Annotated in this window: 16 protein-coding genes; all 16 read right to left on the bottom strand. The window is 70.8% G+C overall.

What is annotated here, in order from left to right:
• Positions 1-32: 32 nt before the first annotated feature.
• Entirely contained in the window at positions 33-266 is a 234-nt protein-coding gene (atpE, locus tag D1J60_RS24245; protein ID WP_007266589.1) for an ATP synthase F0 subunit C, read from the bottom strand.
• Positions 267-348: 82 nt separating this feature from the next.
• On the bottom strand, positions 349-1,185 hold the full coding sequence (gene atpB, locus D1J60_RS24240) for a F0F1 ATP synthase subunit A (protein ID WP_007266588.1): 837 nt from the start codon (positions 1,183-1,185) through the stop codon (positions 349-351).
• A 210-nt stretch (positions 1,186-1,395) separates the two neighbouring features.
• The gene (locus D1J60_RS24235; RefSeq protein ID WP_125600445.1) at positions 1,396-1,833 is read right to left on the bottom strand and encodes a hypothetical protein; all 438 of its coding nucleotides are present in this window, start codon (positions 1,831-1,833) and stop codon (positions 1,396-1,398) included.
• 286 nt (positions 1,834-2,119) lie between these two features.
• On the bottom strand, positions 2,120-3,454 hold the full coding sequence (locus tag D1J60_RS24230) for an MraY family glycosyltransferase (RefSeq protein WP_185899554.1): 1,335 nt from the start codon (positions 3,452-3,454) through the stop codon (positions 2,120-2,122).
• 104 nt (positions 3,455-3,558) lie between these two features.
• Entirely contained in the window at positions 3,559-4,788 is a 1,230-nt protein-coding gene (gene glyA / locus D1J60_RS24225) for a serine hydroxymethyltransferase (RefSeq protein WP_125822516.1), read from the bottom strand.
• A gap of 96 nt (positions 4,789-4,884) precedes the next feature.
• The gene (locus D1J60_RS24220) at positions 4,885-5,523 is read right to left on the bottom strand and encodes a protein-tyrosine-phosphatase (protein ID WP_125600454.1); all 639 of its coding nucleotides are present in this window, start codon (positions 5,521-5,523) and stop codon (positions 4,885-4,887) included.
• Positions 5,520-6,167, bottom strand: coding sequence for an L-threonylcarbamoyladenylate synthase (locus D1J60_RS24215; protein ID WP_007266583.1), 648 nt, complete (start codon positions 6,165-6,167; stop codon positions 5,520-5,522). The genes D1J60_RS24220 and D1J60_RS24215 overlap by 4 nt, the downstream gene beginning before the upstream one ends.
• A 52-nt stretch (positions 6,168-6,219) precedes the next feature.
• Positions 6,220-7,065 carry a peptide chain release factor N(5)-glutamine methyltransferase gene (gene prmC, locus D1J60_RS24210; protein ID WP_007266582.1) on the bottom strand — a complete coding sequence of 282 codons (846 nt, stop codon included), beginning with the start codon at positions 7,063-7,065 and terminating at the stop codon, positions 6,220-6,222.
• Positions 7,066-7,106: 41 nt separating this feature from the next.
• Positions 7,107-8,186 (bottom strand): peptide chain release factor 1, encoded by a 1,080-nt coding sequence (gene prfA / locus D1J60_RS24205; protein ID WP_125599026.1) that lies wholly within the window; start codon positions 8,184-8,186, stop codon positions 7,107-7,109.
• A 121-nt stretch (positions 8,187-8,307) separates the two neighbouring features.
• On the bottom strand, positions 8,308-8,526 hold the full coding sequence (gene rpmE, locus D1J60_RS24200; protein ID WP_007266580.1) for a 50S ribosomal protein L31: 219 nt from the start codon (positions 8,524-8,526) through the stop codon (positions 8,308-8,310).
• A 173-nt stretch (positions 8,527-8,699) separates the two neighbouring features.
• The gene (locus D1J60_RS24195) at positions 8,700-9,803 is read right to left on the bottom strand and encodes an LCP family protein (RefSeq protein ID WP_125599029.1); all 1,104 of its coding nucleotides are present in this window, start codon (positions 9,801-9,803) and stop codon (positions 8,700-8,702) included.
• A gap of 265 nt (positions 9,804-10,068) precedes the next feature.
• Complete coding sequence (rho, locus tag D1J60_RS24190) at positions 10,069-12,141, bottom strand: transcription termination factor Rho (protein ID WP_125599032.1); 2,073 nt, start codon at positions 12,139-12,141, stop codon at positions 10,069-10,071.
• Positions 12,142-12,559: 418 nt separating this feature from the next.
• On the bottom strand, positions 12,560-13,498 hold the full coding sequence (thrB, locus tag D1J60_RS24185) for a homoserine kinase (RefSeq protein WP_125599035.1): 939 nt from the start codon (positions 13,496-13,498) through the stop codon (positions 12,560-12,562).
• Positions 13,499-13,830: 332 nt separating this feature from the next.
• Positions 13,831-14,901, bottom strand: a complete 1,071-nt coding sequence (thrC, locus tag D1J60_RS24180; protein WP_125822515.1) for a threonine synthase — start codon at positions 14,899-14,901, stop codon at positions 13,831-13,833.
• 6 nt (positions 14,902-14,907) lie between these two features.
• Positions 14,908-16,200: a homoserine dehydrogenase gene (locus D1J60_RS24175; RefSeq protein ID WP_164720960.1), complete on the bottom strand. Its 1,293-nt coding sequence runs from the start codon at positions 16,198-16,200 to the stop codon at positions 14,908-14,910.
• A gap of 167 nt (positions 16,201-16,367) precedes the next feature.
• Complete coding sequence (lysA, locus tag D1J60_RS24170; protein ID WP_125822514.1) at positions 16,368-17,759, bottom strand: diaminopimelate decarboxylase; 1,392 nt, start codon at positions 17,757-17,759, stop codon at positions 16,368-16,370.
• Position 17,760: the final 1 nt, after the last annotated feature.

The raw sequence follows: 17,760 nt of genomic DNA, 5'->3' as shown, positions 1-17,760 counted from the left end.
TCGTCTAGTGGACTGTTCGTCGAGACCGAGGATCAGGAGCTCGGGTAGACGAACGGCATGACCAGACCGATCAGGGCGAGCGCCTCACAGAAGGCGAAGCCGAGGATCTGGTTGGCGCGGATCAGGCCGGCAGCCTCGGGCTGGCGGGCGAGGGCCTGGGTGCCGTTACCGAAGATGATGCCGACGCCGACGCCGGGGCCGATGGCCGCGAGACCGTAACCAACGGAGCTGAGGGAGCCGGTGACGGCGGCAAGGGTCTGGGACATGCCAGTTCTTCCTTCTCTTTCACGGATCCGGTGGGGGTTGGCCACCGGACGAATACGGGGGGCTGAGCGGGGCGGGCCTGGCTCAGTGGTGCTCGGCGAGCGCGCCCTGGATGAAGCTGCAGGCCAGGAGGACGAAGACGTACGCCTGGACGGCCTGGATGAAGAGCTCGAAGGCGGTCATCACGATCACCATCACGAACGACACACCGGCGTAGGCGATGCCGATGCCGTTCAGCAGGTACCAGCTGGCGATCGTGAAGAGCAGCAGCAGGGTGTGACCGGCGAACATGTTCGCGAAGAGTCGGACCGCGTGCGTGAACGGGCGCACCAGGACGTTCGAGAAGAACTCGATGACCATGATGAGCGGCAGGACGCCGCCGAGGCTCTTGTCGTAGCCGGTGAGGTTCTTCAGGCCGCCGACGAAGCCGTGGCGCTTGAAGGTGACCGACATCCAGATCACGTAGACGATCAGGGCGAGCACGGCCGGGTACGCGATGATCGAGGTCACCGGGAACTGGGCCACCGGGACGATCGACCAGACGTTCAGGATCCAGACGAAGAAGAACAGCGAGACCATGAAGGGGACGTACTTCTCGCCCTCCTTCTTGCCGAGGGTCTCGTAGACGATGCCGCGGCGCACGAAGTCGTAGCCGGCCTCGCCGACCATCTGGAGCTTGCCGGGGACGATCTTCGCCTTGCCGAAGGCGGCCCAGAAGAAGGCCACGATGATGATCGAGCCCAGGAGGGCCAGCAGCATCGGCTTGTTGAAGTAGGCATTGCTGCCGGCTTCGCCCCAGAGCGGCTCGAAGAGGAACGAGTGCAGGCCCGGGCCGGGGAAGCCACATCCGTCGAAGATGTGACAGTCGGTCTCGAAGGCGAGGACCTGCGTCGGGTCAGCACTCACCGCGGGCTCCTTCAGCGTGGCGCATAGGTACGGCAACCTCGTTGTGTCGGCGCGGCGCGAGGCCGCGGTTCGGCACTGGACTGGTGTAACGGGTGTGGGGGCGGCAGTCAGGCATCGAGCCTCGCGATGGAACAGGCGTCAGCTCAGATGCCCGCGCCCGCAGAGCCGCAGTTGGAACCGGACGATAGCAGCATCTCGAACGCACACTTATCCCGGCCCTACCCCTCACGACTTCGACCCCGGGTTTTCGGGCTTTTCACCCTTGGCCGAGTCCGGCTCGACGTAAAGGATCTTCGCCTTCATGTGGGCACGCGTCTGTGCGCCGATCCACACGAGGGTGGTGGCGACGAGCGTGATGGCGAACGCCCGGGGGTGGAACAGTGTCGTGTTCTTGAACACGGCGAGAAAGACGAAGAGCAGCAGGATCTGCGCGGCGTAGAGCATGAGGCCCATGGCCTGGAACAGATGCGGCAGGGATTTCGCCGTGCGCTGCAGGACGACGAATCCGAGGCCCATGAACAGGATCACGACCACGGTCGCGACGACTGCTCCGACGGCACCCTTGCCTCCGACGACCAGACCGCTGATCACGGCGGCGACTGCGCCGGCGACAGCGGTGGGTACGGCGGTTTGCAGGAGGGATCGGACGTCATCTGACCGCATGGCGGTTTGCTCCGCGTGGTGGTGGGGGCACGGACTCGTACGGGAACTCGTACGGGGACGAGCGTAAGCCCGGTCCGAGTGAGAGCCTCGGGCCAATGGACCGTCGCACTACGGTCCTTCGGCTCTGTCACCGGGTTTAGTGAACGGTATCACAAACTATTTGATGAGAGCTTTACCTGTCAGGTGTGCTGACTGTCACACATGAGGGCTAACGCGCCCGTGTGTGCAAGACAAGCCGCCTCATTGTCTGGTAAAGGGCGCCCATGTCGGAAATGCGCCCAGCCCGTCAGCGTGCCGATCCGGCCTTACGCCGGTCGGGGAGGCGCGAACGGGGGCCTACGGCGGTCGCTCCGTTGACGCCCGACACACCTGCCACGACGGGCCGCGCCGGCGCCGGCTCCGTCCCCTCGTCGTTGCGCACCGCCGCCTCCGCCGCCCGGTCCGCGTGCCGGTAGCGCGGCGGCACCAGGCCCTCGGCCCAGCGCGGCGCCCGCGGGGTGAACCGCGGCATCAGGAGCAGTACGAGTCCGAGCGCGCTCAGCGCGGCCAGCGACAGCACGATCCACATCGAGGCCGAATGCACGGAATAGGCCACCGTGCCGAATGCGATCAGGCCCGACCAGAAATACATGATGAGTACGGCCCGGCTGTGGGAATGCCCGAGTTCCAGGAGCCGGTGGTGCAGGTGGCCGCGGTCCGCGGCGAAGGGCGACTGCCCGTTCCAGGTGCGCCGCACGATCGCCAGGACCAGGTCCGCCATCGGAATGGCGATGATGGTCAGGGGCAGCAGCAGCGGAATGAAGACCGGGAGCATCGCGTGGGTGGCGTTGCGCTCACCACCGACGAAAAGGGCCATCGTGTCGGGGTCCACCTGCCCCGTGATCGAGATGGCCGAGGCCGCCAGCACCAGGCCGATCAGCATCGACCCGGAATCCCCCATGAAGATCCGGGCGGGGTGCATGTTGTGCGGCAGGAAGCCCAGGCACATGCCCATCAGGATCGCCGCGAAGAGGGTCGCCGGGGCGGCGGACTCGATGCCGTAGCCGAACCAGATCCGGTAGGCGTAGAGGAAGAACGCGCACGTGGCGATGCAGACCATGCCCGCCGCCAGACCGTCGAGGCCGTCGACGAAGTTCACCGCGTTGATGGTGATCACCACCAGCGCCACCGTGAGCAGGGTGCCCTGCCACTGGGTGAGCGCCACCGTCCCGATGCCCGGAACCGGAATCCACAGGATGGTCAGGCCCTGCATGACCATCACACCCGCGGCGATCATCTGGGCGCCCAGCTTGATCAGCGCGTCGAGTTCGAACTTGTCGTCCAGGACGCCGATCAGCCAGATCAGCGCGGCACCCGAGAGCAGCGCTCTGGGCTCGTTGGACTGTTCGAAGACCTTGTTGAGGCTCTGCAGGTGGTCGGCGACCAGCAGCCCCGCGCACATGCCGCCGAACATGGCGATGCCGCCGAGCCGCGGGGTGGGCTCGCGGTGCACGTCGCGCGCGCGGATCTCCGGCATCGCGCCGGCCGCGATCGCGAACTTCCGCACGGGCCCGGTCAGCAGGTAGGTCACCGCGACCGTGACGCAAAGCGTCAGCAGATATTCACGCACTGGCTGCCCCAGATGTATCGCCGGCCATCTCAGCCCCACACATTAGCCGCGATGTCACCAGGGACGAGGACGCACGGAGGCCCCGTTCCGGTTCCACTACGCCATGCTCGTACCGGTTACGCCCCGTACGGGGGAAAACCACCCGTCAGAGCGGCTGCTTCGGCCCGCGTCCGGGCCGCTTCCCCGCCCAGGGCGGCGGCGAACAGCTCCGCGATCCGGGCCATCTCCGGCTCCCCCATCCCCTGCGTGGTCACCGCCGCGGTGCCCAGGCGGATGCCGCGCTGGTCCCCGTACGGCAGCGCGCAGGTGTCCAGGACGATCCCGGCGGCGGCCAGCCGGCCGCGCGCCGTCGGCCCGTCCACGCCGAGCGCCGCGGGGTCGGCGCTGATGAGGTGGGTGTCCGTCCCGCCGGTCGTCACGGCGAACCCGCGCTGCTCCAGGGCGGCGGCCAGGGCGCGGGCGTTGGCCACGACCCGGTGCGCGTACCGGGTGAAGGGCGGTGCGGCCGCCTCTCCGAAGGCCACCGCCTTCGCGGCGATGGAGTGCATCTGGGCGCCGCCCTGGGTGAAGGGGAACACCGCCCGGTCCACCCGCTCCGCGAACTCGGCTCCGCACAGCAGCATCCCGCCGCGGGGGCCGCGCAGCACCTTGTGGGTGGTCGCGCAGACGACGTCCGCGTACGGGACCGGACTGGGCGCGGCCCCGCCGGCCACGAGCCCGATCGGATGGGCGGCGTCGGCGATCAGGTAGGCCCCGACCTCGTCGGCGATCTCCCGGAAGGCCGAGTACTCCAGGTGCCGGGGGTAGGAGATGGACCCGCAGACGATGGCCTTGGGCCGGTGCGCCCGCGCCAGCCGCTGCACCTGCTCGTAGTCGACGAGCCCGCTCTCGGCGTCGACGCCGTAGCCGACGAAGTCGAACCAGCGGCCGGAGAAGTTGGCGGGCGAGCCGTGCGTGAGGTGCCCGCCGTGGGCCAGCCCCATGGCCAGGACGGTGTCCCCGGGCCGCAGCAGCGCCGCGTAGGCGGCCAGGACGGCCGCGGAACCGGAGTGCGGCTGCACGTTGGCGTGCTCGACCCCGAAGAGCGCCCTGGCCCGCTCCACCGCCGTCCGCTCGGCGAGGTCCACGTACTCGCAGCCGCCGTGGTAGCGGGCGCCGGGGTACCCCTCGGCGTACTTGTTGGAGAGCACGGACCCCAGCGCGGCGAGCACGGCGGGCGAGGCGAAGTTCTCGGCGGCGCTCATCTGCAGCGTCTGTTCCTGCCGGCGCCGCTCCCCTTCGAGGACGTCGGCCATCTGCGGGTCCTGCTGGCGCAGGGCGTCCGCGGGCTGGGTCATGACGCTCATGGCGCGACTCCCGCACAGTGGGGTAACCGGTACCAGCCACTGTAGGCCCGCCCGGCCCGCCCCGCCCGCGCGGGCGGCACGTGGTGGAGGCGGGCCTCAGCGGTGGGCGTCGAGGCCCGTCAGGGCCGTGACCACGGGGTCCAGGGCCTGGTTGATCTCGTCGCCGATCGACCGGAAGAACGTGATCGGCGCCCCGTACGGGTCGTACACCTCGTCCGCGTCGGCGGACGGCGCCAGCAGCCACCCGCGCAGCGCGGCGGCGGCCCGTACCAGGGCCCGCGCCCGTTCCGCCATGCCGTCGTCCAGCGGCGGCAGCGTGGCCGGGTCTATCGCCCGTACGAGCCGGGTGAACTCCTTCAGCGTGAAGGTCCGCAGCCCCGCCGAGTGGCCCATGGAGATGACCTGCGCCCGGTGGTCCCGGGTGGCGGTGAGCACCAGGTCGGCGCGTATGACGTGCTCGTCGAGCAGCTCGCGCCCGGTGAACCCCGTCGCGTCCGCGCCGAAGTCCGCCAGCACGGCCGCCGCGTTGGCCTCCATCGGGGCGCCCTCGTGGCCCCAGGTGCCGGCGCTCTCCACGATGAGGTCCCCGGCCGGCAGGCCGAGGACGCCCAGGCGGTCGGCGAGCGCGTGCCGCGTCAGCCGCTCGGTGATGGGCGAGCGGCACACGTTCCCGGTGCTGACGTGGAGTATGCGGAAGGAGTCTTCCTTGGCTATGCCACGCCCCTGAGGGCTCACGGAGCCACCTCGAGGTCGGGTACGACCTCCCGCAGCTGTGCGGCGCTCAGCGCCCCCTCGCGCAGCAGGACGGGAACCTTCCCGGTGACGTCGACGATCGACGACGGCTCGGTGCTCGGCGTGGGGCCGCCGTCCAGGTACACGGAGACGGAGTCGCCCAGCATCTCGCGCGCCGCGTCGCAGTCGGCCGGCGCCGGGTGCCCGGACAGGTTGGCCGAGGAGACGGCCATCGGGCCGACCTCGGTCAGCAGCTCGATCGCGACGGGGTGCAGGGGCATGCGCACGGCGACGGTGCCGCGGGTCTCCCCCAGGTCCCAGGCCAGCGACGGCTGGTGCTTGGCGACCAGCGTGAGCCCGCCCGGCCAGAAGGCGTCGACGAGCTCCCACGCCTGCTCGGAGAAGTCCGTCACCAGGCCGTGGAGGGTGTTCGGGGAGCCGATGAGGACGGGGGTGGGCATGTTGCGGCCGCGGCCCTTGGCGGCGAGGAGGTCGCCGACGGCCTCCGCGCTGAAGGCGTCCGCGCCGATCCCGTACAGGGTGTCGGTGGGCAGCACGACGAGCTCTCCGCGGCGGACGGCGGAGGCCGCTTCGCGCAGACCCGTCTTGCGGTCCGTCGCGTCGTTGCAGTCGTATCGCCGGGCCATCAGCGGATCTCCTCGTGCAGCGTGGGGGTGGCGGGGGCGGCGGGCGCGCGGGTCACGGCATGGCCTTGCGGGCGGTCGCGAAGCGCGGACGGTTGTTCAGGTCGGGGTGGTCGGCGGCGTCGGCCCAGCCCCGCTCGTCGGCGAAGATCCACGGCACCTGGCCGCCCTGCGTGTCCGCGTGCTCGATCACGACGATGCCGCCGGGCCGCAGCAGGCGGTGGGCGGTGCGCTCGATGCCGCGGATGGTGTCGAGGCCGTCCTCGCCGGAGAACAGCGCCATCTCGGGGTCGTGGTCGCGGGCCTCCGGGGCGACGTACTCCCACTCGGTGAGCGGGATGTACGGCGGGTTGGAGATGACGAGGTCGACCTGTCCGTCCAGCTCGGGCAGCGCGGTGAGCGCGTCGCCCTGGTGGACGGTGACCCGGGAGCCCTCGGCGTTCTTGCGGGTCCAGCGCAGCGCGTCCTCGGAGAGCTCCACGGCGTGCACGCGCGAGCGCGGCACCTCCTGGGCCATGGCGAGCGCGATGGCGCCGGACCCGGTGCACAGGTCCACGATCAGCGGCTCGACCACGTCCATGGCGCGGACGGCGTGTATGGCCCAGTCCACGACCGACTCGGTCTCGGGCCGGGGCACGAACACCCCGGGGCCGACCTGGAGCTCCAGGTACCGGAAGAAGGCCCGGCCGGTGATGTGCTGGAGCGGCTCGCGCGCCTCGCGGCGGGCGACGGCCTCCCAGTAGCGGGCGTCGAAGTCCGCGTCCTTGACGTGGTGCAGTTCCCCCCGCTTGACGCCGTGCACGAAGGCCGCGAGCTCCTCCGCATCGAAACGCGGTGAGGGCACGCCGGCGGCGGCCAGCCGCTGGGTGGCCTGGGCCACCTCGGCAAGCAGCAAGTTCACGCTGGTCCTCCGGGCTGCTGTCATGGGGGGTGGGGCGAAGGTCAGTGCGCGGCCGCGAGCTTCGCCGCGGAGTCGGTGTCGACGCAGGCCTGGATGACCGAGTCGAGGTCGCCGTCGAGCACCTGGTCCAGGTTGTACGCCTTGAAACCGGTCCGGTGGTCCGAGATCCGGTTCTCCGGGAAGTTGTACGTACGGATCTTCTCGGAGCGGTCGACGCTGCGCACCTGGCTGCGGCGCTGGTCGGAGGCCTCCTGCTCGGCGGCTTCCTGGGCGGCGGCCAGGAGGCGCGAGCGCAGGATGCGCATGGCCTGCTCCTTGTTCTGGAGCTGGCTCTTCTCGTTCTGGCAGGAGGCGACCACGCCGGTCGGGAGGTGCGTGATGCGCACGGCCGAGTCGGTGGTGTTGACGGACTGGCCGCCGGGGCCCGAGGAGCGGTACACGTCGATGCGGAGGTCGTTCATGTTGATCTCGACCTCGACCTCCTCGGCCTCCGGGGTGACGAGCACGCCGGCGGCGGAGGTGTGGATGCGGCCCTGGGACTCGGTGGCCGGCACGCGCTGGACGCGGTGCACGCCGCCCTCGTACTTCATCCGGGCCCAGACGCCCTGGCCGGGCTCCGTGGCCCCGTTGCCGCCCTTGGTGCGGACGGAGACCTGGACGTCCTTGTAGCCGCCGAGCTCGGACTCGGTGGAGTCGATGATCTCGGTCTTCCAGCCGACGCGCTCGGCGTAGCGCAGGTACATGCGCAGCAGGTCGCCGGCGAACAGGGCGGACTCGTCGCCGCCGGCGCCCGCCTTGATCTCCAGGAGGACGTCCTTGTCGTCGCTGGGGTCGCGCGGGACGAGCAGCAGGCGGAGCTTCTCGGTGAGCTCTTCGCGCTGGGCGCTCAGTTCCTTGACCTCGGCGGCGAAGTCGGGGTCGTCGGCCGCCAGCTCCTTGGCCGTCTCGATGTCCTCGGCCGCCTGCTTCCAGGCGCGGAAGGTCGCGACGATCGGCGTCAGCTCCGCGTAGCGCTTGTTGAGCTTGCGGGCGTTCGCCTGATCGGAGTGGACCGAAGGGTCGGCGAGCTTCTTCTCGAGGTCGGCGTGCTCGCCGACCAGATCCTCGACCGCTTCGAACATCGGATGCTCCTGGGGTGAAAAAAGTCAAAAAGGGGCTGGGCTGTCGATACGACGACAAAGGCGCCGGTCCGGCCACCCCCGTGTGGTCAGGGGGCGGCCGGTGACCGGCGCCTGGGTCGCGCTACTTCTTGGCCGCACCCTTGCCGAAGCGGGCCTCGAAGCGGGCCACGCGGCCACCGGTGTCGAGGATCTTCTGCTTGCCCGTGTAGAACGGGTGGCACTCGGAGCAGACCTCGGCACGGATGGTGCCCTCGGTCAGGGTGCTGCGGGTGGTGAACGACGCGCCACAGGTGCAGCTGACCTGGGTCTCGACGTACTCGGGGTGAACATCGCGCTTCAAGGTGTCTCCTAGATTCGGGAGGGCGCCGGGTCGCAGGAGCCGAATTGCGCACTGCGTGAACCGGGGCCGACAGACCAGTCTGCCAGGACCGGGCCGCCTGTCAAAATTCCGGGAACGCTGCCTTCAACGGGAGGGGGCCGGCTTCTATTCCTGCCGCCTTCCGGCGGGGAGGGCTACCGGACGATCGAGCCCGCGGTGCTCTTGTCCCCGTTGGAGTGCTCGGTGGCCGCGGCGGGGATGGGCTGGTCGGCCAGCAGGGCGTCCCAGACCATCTTGGAGTCCTTGGGCAGGATCGCCACCCGGTCCCTGTCGAGCGGGTCCGGACCCACCGGCAGGGTGATCATGTGCATGTTCTCCGCGCTGATGCCCTGGAGCCCCTGGGCGAAGCTCGCGAGGGACTTCACGTCGCCGAGCGCCTTGTCGGTGGTGATCGCCTTGGTGGAGGCGTCCGCGAGGCCGTAGAGCTTCTTCGGGCTGTCGAACACCCCCACGCCCTTGACCTGCTTGATCAGCGCCTTGATGAAGGCCTGCTGGAGCTGTATTCGGCCCAGGTCGCCGCCGTCGCCGACGCTCTTGCGCGTGCGGACGAGGCCGAGGGACTGCTCGCCGTTGAGCTTGTGGGAGCCGGCCGGCAGGTCGAGGTGGCTGCCGTCGTCCTTGATCGGCTTGGTGGTCGTGAGCTCGACCCCGCCGAGGTTGTCGATGATCTTCTTGAAGCCGGTGAAGTCGACCTCGATGTAGTGGTCCATGCGGATCCCCGACATCGCCTCGACGGTCTTGACCGCGCAGGCCGCCCCGCCGATGGTGAAGGCCTCGTTGAACTGCGCGCGCTGCCTGGGGGCGCTGGTCTTCCCCTTGCCGGTGGGGCAGGCGGGCCGCGGGAGCATCGTGTCGCGCGGGATCGACACCACGCTGGCCTGCTTGTGGCCCTCGTAGAGGTGGATGATCATCGCGGTGTCGGAGCGGGCCGAGCCGCCGTCGTCCGCGCCGTACTCGCTGTTCGCCCCGTCGCGGGAGTCGGATCCGAGGACGAGGATGTCCATCGAGCCGTTGTCGACGTTCGGCGGGCGGTCCTTGCCGAGGGCCTGGTCGATGTCGACGCTGTGCAGGTTGCCGTTGAGCTTGAAGTAGAACCAGCCGAGGCTCCCCCCGCCCAGCAGGACCACCCCCGCGGCGGTCCAGGCGGCGACCCTGAGGCCCCTGCGGCGGCGCGGCTGCGCCCGGCGCCCGCGCCTGCGTGCCGCTCTGCGACCGCTGCCCCTGCTGTCCTCGCTCATGCTCTCCTCGGTCCTGGCTTCGTTGCCGACTGCTCTCTCACACAGACGGACTAGCGCATTCCAGGGTTCCACGGAGCGCGGACCGCTCCGCACCCCCCTCCCCCGTGAACACGGAGCGTCACCGGATGCCCTCGAGGAGCCCGATCCGGACACCAAGGGTTGCGTACGGGGCCCCGCGGGCGCAGGCGTGTGGCGAAGCTCGCACAAAGGGAACCGCCCCCGCCGCGGGTGCGGCGGGGGCGGTTCCGTGTTGCGGGCGACCCGGTCAGTCGTCGTTCTTGCCGGCCGGGGTCGTCTTGGCGATCTGCATCAGGAACTCGGCGTTCGACTTCGTCTGCTTCATCTTGTCGAGCAGCAGCTCGATCGCCTGCTGCGAGTCGAGCGCGTGCAGCACCCGGCGCAGCTTCCAGACGATGGCGAGCTCCTCGCTGTTGAGGAGGATCTCCTCCTTGCGCGTACCCGACGGGTCGACGTCGACGGCCGGGAAGATGCGCTTGTCGGCGAGCTTGCGGTCGAGCTTGAGCTCCATGTTGCCGGTGCCCTTGAACTCCTCGAAGATCACCTCGTCCATGCGCGAGCCCGTGTCGACGAGCGCGGTGGCCAGGATGGTCAGCGAGCCGCCGTCCTCGATGTTGCGCGCGGCACCGAAGAAGCGCTTCGGCGGGTACAGCGCGGTCGAGTCGACACCACCGGACAGGATGCGGCCGGAGGCGGGCGCCGCGAGGTTGTACGCGCGGCCCAGACGGGTGATGGAGTCCAGCAGGACCACCACGTCGTGACCCAGCTCGACGAGGCGCTTGGCGCGCTCGATGGCCAGCTCGGCGACGGTGGTGTGGTCCTCGGCCGGGCGGTCGAAGGTCGAGGAGATGACCTCGCCCTTGACCGACCGCTGCATGTCGGTGACCTCTTCCGGACGCTCGTCGACCAGGACGACCATCAGGTGGCACTCGGGGTTGTTGGTGGTGATCGCGTTGGCGATCGCCTGCATGATCATGGTCTTGCCGGTCTTCGGCGGGGCCACGATCAGACCGCGCTGGCCCTTGCCGATCGGCGACACGAGGTCGATGATGCGGGTCGTCAGCACGCCCGGGTCGGTCTCCAGGCGGAGCCGGTCCTGCGGGTAGAGCGGGGTCAGCTTCTGGAACTCCGGTCGGCCGCGGCCGGATTCGGGCGCCATGCCGTTGACGGAGTCCAGGCGCACGAGGGCGTTGAACTTCTCGCGGCGCTCGCCGTCCTTGGGCTGGCGGACCGCACCGGTGGTGTGGTCGCCCTTGCGCAGGCCGGCCTTGCGGACCTGGGCGAGGGAGACGTACACGTCGTTCGGGCCGGGCAGGTAGCCCGAGGTCCGGATGAACGCGTAGTTGTCGAGGATGTCGAGGATGCCCGCGACGGGGATCAGCACGTCGTCGTCGGCGACCTGCGGCTCGTTCGGCGCGAACTCGTCGCGGCCGCGACGGCCACGGCGGTCGCGGTAGCGGCCGCGACGGCCGCGACGGCCGTCCTCGCCGTCGAAGTCGTCCTGCGGGCCGTTGTCCTGACGGTCCTGCCGGCCCTGGCCGCGGCCGCCCTGCTGCTGACGGTCGGCGCGGTCGGCGCGGTCCTGGCGGCCGCCGCCCTGCTGCTGGCCCTGGCCGCCCTGCTGCTGGCCCTGCTCGTCGGCCTTGGCACCGCGCTCACGGCGGCCCTGCTGACGCTCGCCGCGCTCGCCGCGCTCACCACGGTCGCCGCGGTCACGGCGGTCGCGGCGGGTGCGGCCCTCGGCGGTCTCCTGCGCCTGGCCCTGGGCCTGCGCGGAGACGGCGACGGCGGCCTCGGCCTTGGCCTCGGGCTGCGCGGCCGGGGCGGCGGCCTCGGTCTTCTGCTCGACCTGCACGGCCGCGGGGGCCGAGGACTCGGGGCTGCCGGAGGGTGCGGTGGCCCGGCGGCGGCGGCGCTCGCCGATCGGGGCGTCGTCGCTGGCCGGCTGGCCCGGGATCTCGATCTGGGCCTGGGCGGCGGGCTTCTCGGCGGGGGCCGCGGCGGCGGCCTCGCCCGTACGGGCCTTGCTGGTGGCGCGGCGCTTCGGCTTGGCCTCGGCGGCGTCGGCGGCGGGGGCCGCGGCGGCGGCCTTGGGGGCGCTGCCGCCCTGCGCCTCCTTGATGACCTCGATCAGCTGGCTCTTGCGCATCCGCGCGGTGCCCCTGATACCGAGGCCCGACGCGACCTGCTGCAGCTCGGCCAGGACCATGCCCTCAAGGCCGGTGCCGGAGCGGCGGCGCTTCGGGGCCGCGCCCGCGGCGGGGGCACTGGTGTCGACGTTGGTGTCGGCAGCGCCCATCAGATCGGTGGTGTCGCTCACGAAGGGTCCTTCCCTGGAGCGGACGTCGGCCTGTCTGGCTCGGCGACCGGTTGTGCTGTCCGACAACGGTCCGGGTGTGTGGACCGTGCCGGGGCGGTGGTCCGCCGGTAAGAGTTACGGCGGAGAGAAACGTGCATGGTGGTTCCGGCGAGAAGCCCCCGAGCTGGAAAGCGTGGGAATGTCACGCCGATTTCCGGAGCGTGCTCGAAACTGCTGGCAGCGATCAAAGCAGTCGGGGAGGCTCCCGGAAGAAATGTGGTCCCGGATGGGGACACTGAGCACCGAGCCATGGCGGCTTCGGATGCGCACTTGAGATTAACACTACCGGATCCAACAGACATTCCCCCTCTCAATCACCGGCAATCGCCCGTCGCGGGCGGGCGGCCTGCCCGGCCGTCCGCCCCGACGGGCCGTGTCGTCACGACACGGGCTGACCGCCCTGGGCGCCCAGCGGCAGGACGCTCGCGCCCGCGGCGTCGAGCGCGAGCCGGTTGGCGGCCCACCCCTCGCCCGCGAGCAGCGCGACCTTGTCGGCCGCGCCGTTGTCGACCAGCGCGAGGACCGTGGGGCCCGCGCCGGAGATGACCGCGGGGATGCCGTCCGCCCGCAGCCGGTTGACGAGTGCCACGCTCTCCGGCATCGCCGGGGCCCGGTACTCCTGGTGCAGCCGGTCCTCGGTGGCGGGCAGCAGGAACTCGGGACGCCTGGTCATGGCCTCCACGAGCAGGCCCGCGCGGCCCGCGTTGACGGCCGCGTCCACGTGCGGGACGCTGCGCGGCAGCAGGCCGCGGGCGGTCTCGGTCAGGACCGGCTTCGACGGGACGAAGACCACCGGAACGATGGAATCCGCAGGGTCCATCCGGATCGCCTTGGCGCTGCCGCCTTCCATCCACGCCAGGGTGAAACCGCCGAGCAGACAGGCGGCGACGTTGTCGGGGTGGCCCTCGATCTCGGTGGCGAGCTCCAGCAGCGCCGCGTCGTCGAGCTTGGCCTCCCCGCCTATGGTCACGGCGCGGGCGGCGACGATGCCGGCGCAGATCGCGGCGGAGGAGGAGCCGAGGCCCCGGCCGTGCGGGATGCGGTTGGCGCAGACGACCTCCAGGCCGCGCGGCTGCCCGCCCAGCAGGTCGAAGGCGGTGCGCATGGAGCGTACGAGGAGGTGGCTCTCGTCCCTCGGGAGGGTGTCGGCGCCCTCACCCGCGATGTCGATGTCCAGGCCGGAGTCGGCTACCCGGACGACGACGTCGTCGTAGAGCCCCAGGGCCAGGCCGAGGGCGTCGAAGCCGGGGCCGAGGTTGGCGCTGCTGGCGGGGACGCGCACCCGTACGGCGGCGGCGCGGAACGCTGGACCTGCCATCGGTCGATGACACTCCTTGTGACTGTGCGGGATCCGGCGGCTGCGCGGGATCTTCGCTGCGAATGTACTGGAGAACGTACGACACCCGAAGGCCCTCGGGGCAGCACCGCGGTCATATGCGCGGTGGCGGATGTAAGTACAGCGTATCGAAGGAAGGTTCTCCCGCGACATAGGGCGCACAGGAGGCGCACGATGCGTGTCGGGGTCTTCCGCCGGATCCGGGGGGATCGCCGTGGGCTCTTCGGTGCCGTACCGCCCGGGTTGCCGGATCCCGGAGACTTCCGGGATCCGGCAACGGGGCTCGGGGCCCCCTCAGGGGCCGGGGAGCGGGGTCAGACCAGGCCGAGGCGGACGGCCGCGGCCTCGGCGTCCACCGGGACGGTGACCGGCTGCGGAGCGCCGGCGACCGCCCAGTCGGGGTCCTTGAGGCCGTTGCCCGTGACGGTGCACACGATCTTCTGGCCGGGGTCGACGAGGCCGGCCTCGGCGGCCTTCAGCAGGCCGGCGACCGACGCGGCCGAGGCGGGCTCGACGAAGACGCCCTCCTGCGCGGCCAACAGACGGTAGGCCGCCAGGATCTGGCGGTCCGTCACCTCGTCGATGAAGCCGCCCGACTCCTCGCGCGCGGCGAGCGCGTAGTCCCAGGAGGCCGGGTTGCCGATGCGGATCGCGGTGGCGATGGTGTGCGGCTCCTTGACGACCTCGCCGCGCACGATCGGCGCGGAGCCCGAGGCCTGGAAACCCCAGACGCGGGGCGTACGGGAGGCCAGGCCGTCGGCCTTGTACTCCTTGAAGCCCTTCCAGTACGCGGTGATGTTGCCCGCGTTGCCGACGGGCAGCACGTGGATGTCGGGGGCGTCGCCGAGCGCGTCGACGATCTCGAACGCGGCCGTCTTCTGGCCCTCGATGCGCACCGGGTTGACGGAATTGACCAGCGCCACCGGGTAGTTGTCGGACAGCGCGCGGGCCAGGGCCAGGCAGTCGTCGAAGTTGCCGTCAACCTGCAGGATCTTGGCGCCGTGCACCAGGGCCTGGCCCATCTTGCCGAGCGCGATCTTGCCGCGGGGCACGAGGACCGCGGACACCATGCCGGCGCGCACCGCGTAGGCGGCGGCGGAGGCCGAGGTGTTGCCCGTGGAGGCGCAGATGACGGCCTTGGCGCCGTCCTCCTTGGCCTTGGTGATGGCCATGGTCATGCCGCGGTCCTTGAAGGACCCGGTCGGGTTCGCGCCCTCGACCTTGAGGTGCACCTCACAGCCCGTGCGCTCGGAGAGCACCTGGGCGGGGACGAGGGGAGTACCGCCCTCGCGGAGCGTGACCACGGGAGTCGTGTCCGTCACCGGCAGCCGGTCGCGGTACTCCTCGATGATGCCGCGCCACTGGTGGGTGCGATTGCTGCTCATGGGTCCTTACTCCCCTTCAACACGCATGATGCTGGCGACACCGCGCACGGTGTCCAGCTTCCGCAGCGCCTCGACGGTCCCGGAGAGGGCGGCGTCGGGTGCGCGGTGGGTGACGACGACGAGGGAGGCCTCGCCGTCCTTGCCCTGCTGCCGGACCGTGTCGATCGACACGCCGTGCTCCGCGAAGGTGGTCGCCACCTGGGCGAGGACGCCCGGCTTGTCCGCCACATCGAGGCTGATGTGGTAACGGGTGACGACGTCCCCCATGGGGCTGACCGGCAGCTGGGTGTACGCCGACTCGCCGGGCCCCGTTGCCTCGGCGAGCTTGTTGCGGCAGACGGCGACGAGGTCGCCGAGGACCGCGGACGCGGTCGGCGAGCCGCCCGCGCCGGGCCCGTAGAACATCAGCCGTCCGGCGGCCTCGGCCTCGACGAAGACGGCGTTGTACGCCTCGCGGACGGAGGCCAGCGGGTGGCTGAGCGGGATCATCGCCGGGTGGACGCGGGCGGTGACGGACTCGCCGTCGGCCGCGCGCTCCAGGATGGCGAGGAGCTTGATGGTGCATCCCATGCGCTTGGCGGAGGCGAAGTCCGCGGCGCTGACCTCGGTCATGCCCTCGCGGTACACGTCGTCGAGGCGGACGCGGGTGTGGAAGGCGATGCCGGCCAGGATCGCGGCCTTGGCGGCGGCGTCGTAGCCCTCGACGTCGGCGGTGGGGTCGGCCTCGGCGTAGCCGAGGGCGGTGGCCTCGTCGAGCGCCTCCTGGTAGCCGGCGCCCGTCGAGTCCATCTTGTCGAGGATGAAGTTCGTCGTGCCGTTGACGATGCCCATCACCCGGTTGATCTTGTCGCCGGCGAGGGACTCTCGCATGGGGCGGACCAGCGGGATGGCGCCGGCGACGGCGGCCTCGTAGTAGAGGTCCAGCCCGGCCTGCTCGGCGGCGGCGTGCAGGGACGCGCCGTCCTGGGCGAGCAGCGCCTTGTTCGCGGAGACGACGGAGATGCCGTGCTCGAAGGCGGTGGTGATCAGGGTGCGGGCGGGCTCGATGCCGCCGATGACCTCGATGGCCACGTCGATGTCACCGCGTTTGAGGAGGGCGGTGGCGTCGGTGGTGACGAGGGCGGGGTCGATGCCCTCGCGCACCTTGGAGGGACGGCGCACAGCCACGCCGGCGAGTTCGACGGGCGCGCCGATCCTGGCTGTCAGGTCGTCGGCGTGCGTCGTCATGATGCGCGCCACCTCTGAGCCGACCACTCCACAGCCCAGCAGCGCCACCTTCAGCGGACGCGTACGCATCATTGACCTACGCCTTTCGATCTTCCATCGCTCCCGGCGGGCGGTTTTGCGCGCCAGGTATGAACCAGTCTCACGCAATGGACAGGAGTTTCCATCTCCGGTCCATTGAGTGAGACGTGTACTGAACGTCTATTTTGGGGGTCCGGATGCTTCCCCCCGAAATATGGGGGTCACCCGAGGTCGAGGGACAGGAGATCTTCTTCCGTCTCGCGGCGGACGATGACCCGCGCCGCGCCGTCGCGCACGGCGACGACGGGCGGCCGCAGCGCGTGGTTGTAGTTGCTGGCCATGGAGCGGCAGTACGCCCCGGTGGCGGGCACGGCGAGCAGGTCGCCGGGGGCCAGGTCGGCCGGCAGGAAGGCGTCCTTCACGACGATGTCACCGCTCTCGCAGTGCTTGCCGACGACGCGGACGAGCATCGGCTCGGCGTCGGAGACGCGGGAGACCAGCGTGACCGCGTATTCGGCGTCGTACAGGGCCGTGCGGATGTTGTCGGACATGCCGCCGTCGACGGAGACGTACGTGCGCAGGCCCTCCAGCGGCTTGATGGTGCCGACCTCGTAGAGGGTGAAGGCGGTGGGCCCGACGATGGCGCGGCCGGGCTCGACGGAGATGCGGGGGGCCTTGAGGCCGGCGCTCTCGCACTCCCGCGCGACGATCTCGGTGAGGGCCTTGGCGATCTCGTGCGGCTCGCGCGGGTCGTCGGCGGAGGTGTAGGCGATGCCGAGGCCGCCGCCGAGGTCGATCTCGGGGAGCTCGACGCCGTGCTCGTCGCGGACGGCGGCCAGCAGCCGCACGACCCTCTTCGCGGAGACCTCGAAGCCGGCCATATCGAAGATCTGCGAGCCGATGTGGGAGTGGACGCCGAGCAGCTCCAGGGAGTCGTGCCCGAGCGCCCGCCGTACGGCCTCGGCGGCGGAGCCGTCGGCGACGGCGATCCCGAACTTCTGGTCCTCGTGCGCGGTCGCGATGAACTCGTGGGTGTGCGCTTCAACGCCCACGGTCACCCGGATCTGCACGGGCTGGCGCACCCCCAGCTCACGGGCGACGTGCGCGACGCGGGCGATCTCCTGGAAGGAGTCGAGGACGATCCGCCCGACGCCGGCGGTGACCGCGCGCCGGATCTCGCTCTCGGACTTGTTGTTGCCGTGGAAGGCGATCCGCTCGGCGGGCATCCCGGCGGCGAGGGCGGTGGCCAGCTCCCCGCCGGAGCAGACGTCGAGGTTCAGCCCCTCCTCCTTGAGCCACTTCACGACGGCCTTCGACAGGAACGCCTTTCCGGCGTAGAACACGTCGGCGTCCTTGCCGAAGGCGTGCGCCCAGGCGCGGCAGCGGGCCCGGAAGTCCTCCTCGTCGAGGAAGTAGGCGGGGGTGCCGAACTCCTCGGCGAGCCGGGTCACTTCGAGCCCGCCGACGGTCACGACGCCGTCGTCGTCGCGCGTGACGGTACGGGACCACACCTTCTCGTCGAGCGCGTTCAGGTCGGCCGGCGGCGGGGCGTAGTGGCCCTCGGGCAGGACGTCGGCGTGGCGGGGCCCGGCGGGGTGGGCGGAACGGCTCATC

This window comes from Streptomyces sp. W1SF4, assembly GCF_003950035.1.
Lineage (GTDB): Bacteria > Actinomycetota > Actinomycetes > Streptomycetales > Streptomycetaceae > Streptomyces > Streptomyces racemochromogenes.
The sequence above is the reverse complement of the archived record's forward strand: the minus strand, read 5'-3'. Positions and strand labels throughout refer to the sequence as shown.

What these genes read in the sequence shown, in the direction of transcription:
- atpE (WP_007266589.1), bottom strand. Translation starts at nt 266, where the DNA reads ATGTCCCAGACCCTTGCCGCCGTCACCGGCTCCCTCAGCTCCGTTGGT.
- thrC (WP_125822515.1), bottom strand. Translation starts at nt 14,901, where the DNA reads ATGAGCAGCAATCGCACCCACCAGTGGCGCGGCATCATCGAGGAGTAC.
- prfA (WP_125599026.1), bottom strand. Translation starts at nt 8,186, where the DNA reads ATGTTCGAAGCGGTCGAGGATCTGGTCGGCGAGCACGCCGACCTCGAG.
- D1J60_RS24235 (WP_125600445.1), bottom strand. Translation starts at nt 1,833, where the DNA reads ATGCGGTCAGATGACGTCCGATCCCTCCTGCAAACCGCCGTACCCACC.
- D1J60_RS24195 (WP_125599029.1), bottom strand. Translation starts at nt 9,803, where the DNA reads ATGAGCGAGGACAGCAGGGGCAGCGGTCGCAGAGCGGCACGCAGGCGC.
- glyA (WP_125822516.1), bottom strand. Translation starts at nt 4,788, where the DNA reads ATGAGCGTCATGACCCAGCCCGCGGACGCCCTGCGCCAGCAGGACCCG.
- D1J60_RS24175 (WP_164720960.1), bottom strand. Translation starts at nt 16,200, where the DNA reads ATGATGCGTACGCGTCCGCTGAAGGTGGCGCTGCTGGGCTGTGGAGTG.
- lysA (WP_125822514.1), bottom strand. Translation starts at nt 17,759, where the DNA reads ATGAGCCGTTCCGCCCACCCCGCCGGGCCCCGCCACGCCGACGTCCTG.
- thrB (WP_125599035.1), bottom strand. Translation starts at nt 13,498, where the DNA reads ATGGCAGGTCCAGCGTTCCGCGCCGCCGCCGTACGGGTGCGCGTCCCC.
- D1J60_RS24215 (WP_007266583.1), bottom strand. Translation starts at nt 6,167, where the DNA reads ATGGCCCGGCGATACGACTGCAACGACGCGACGGACCGCAAGACGGGT.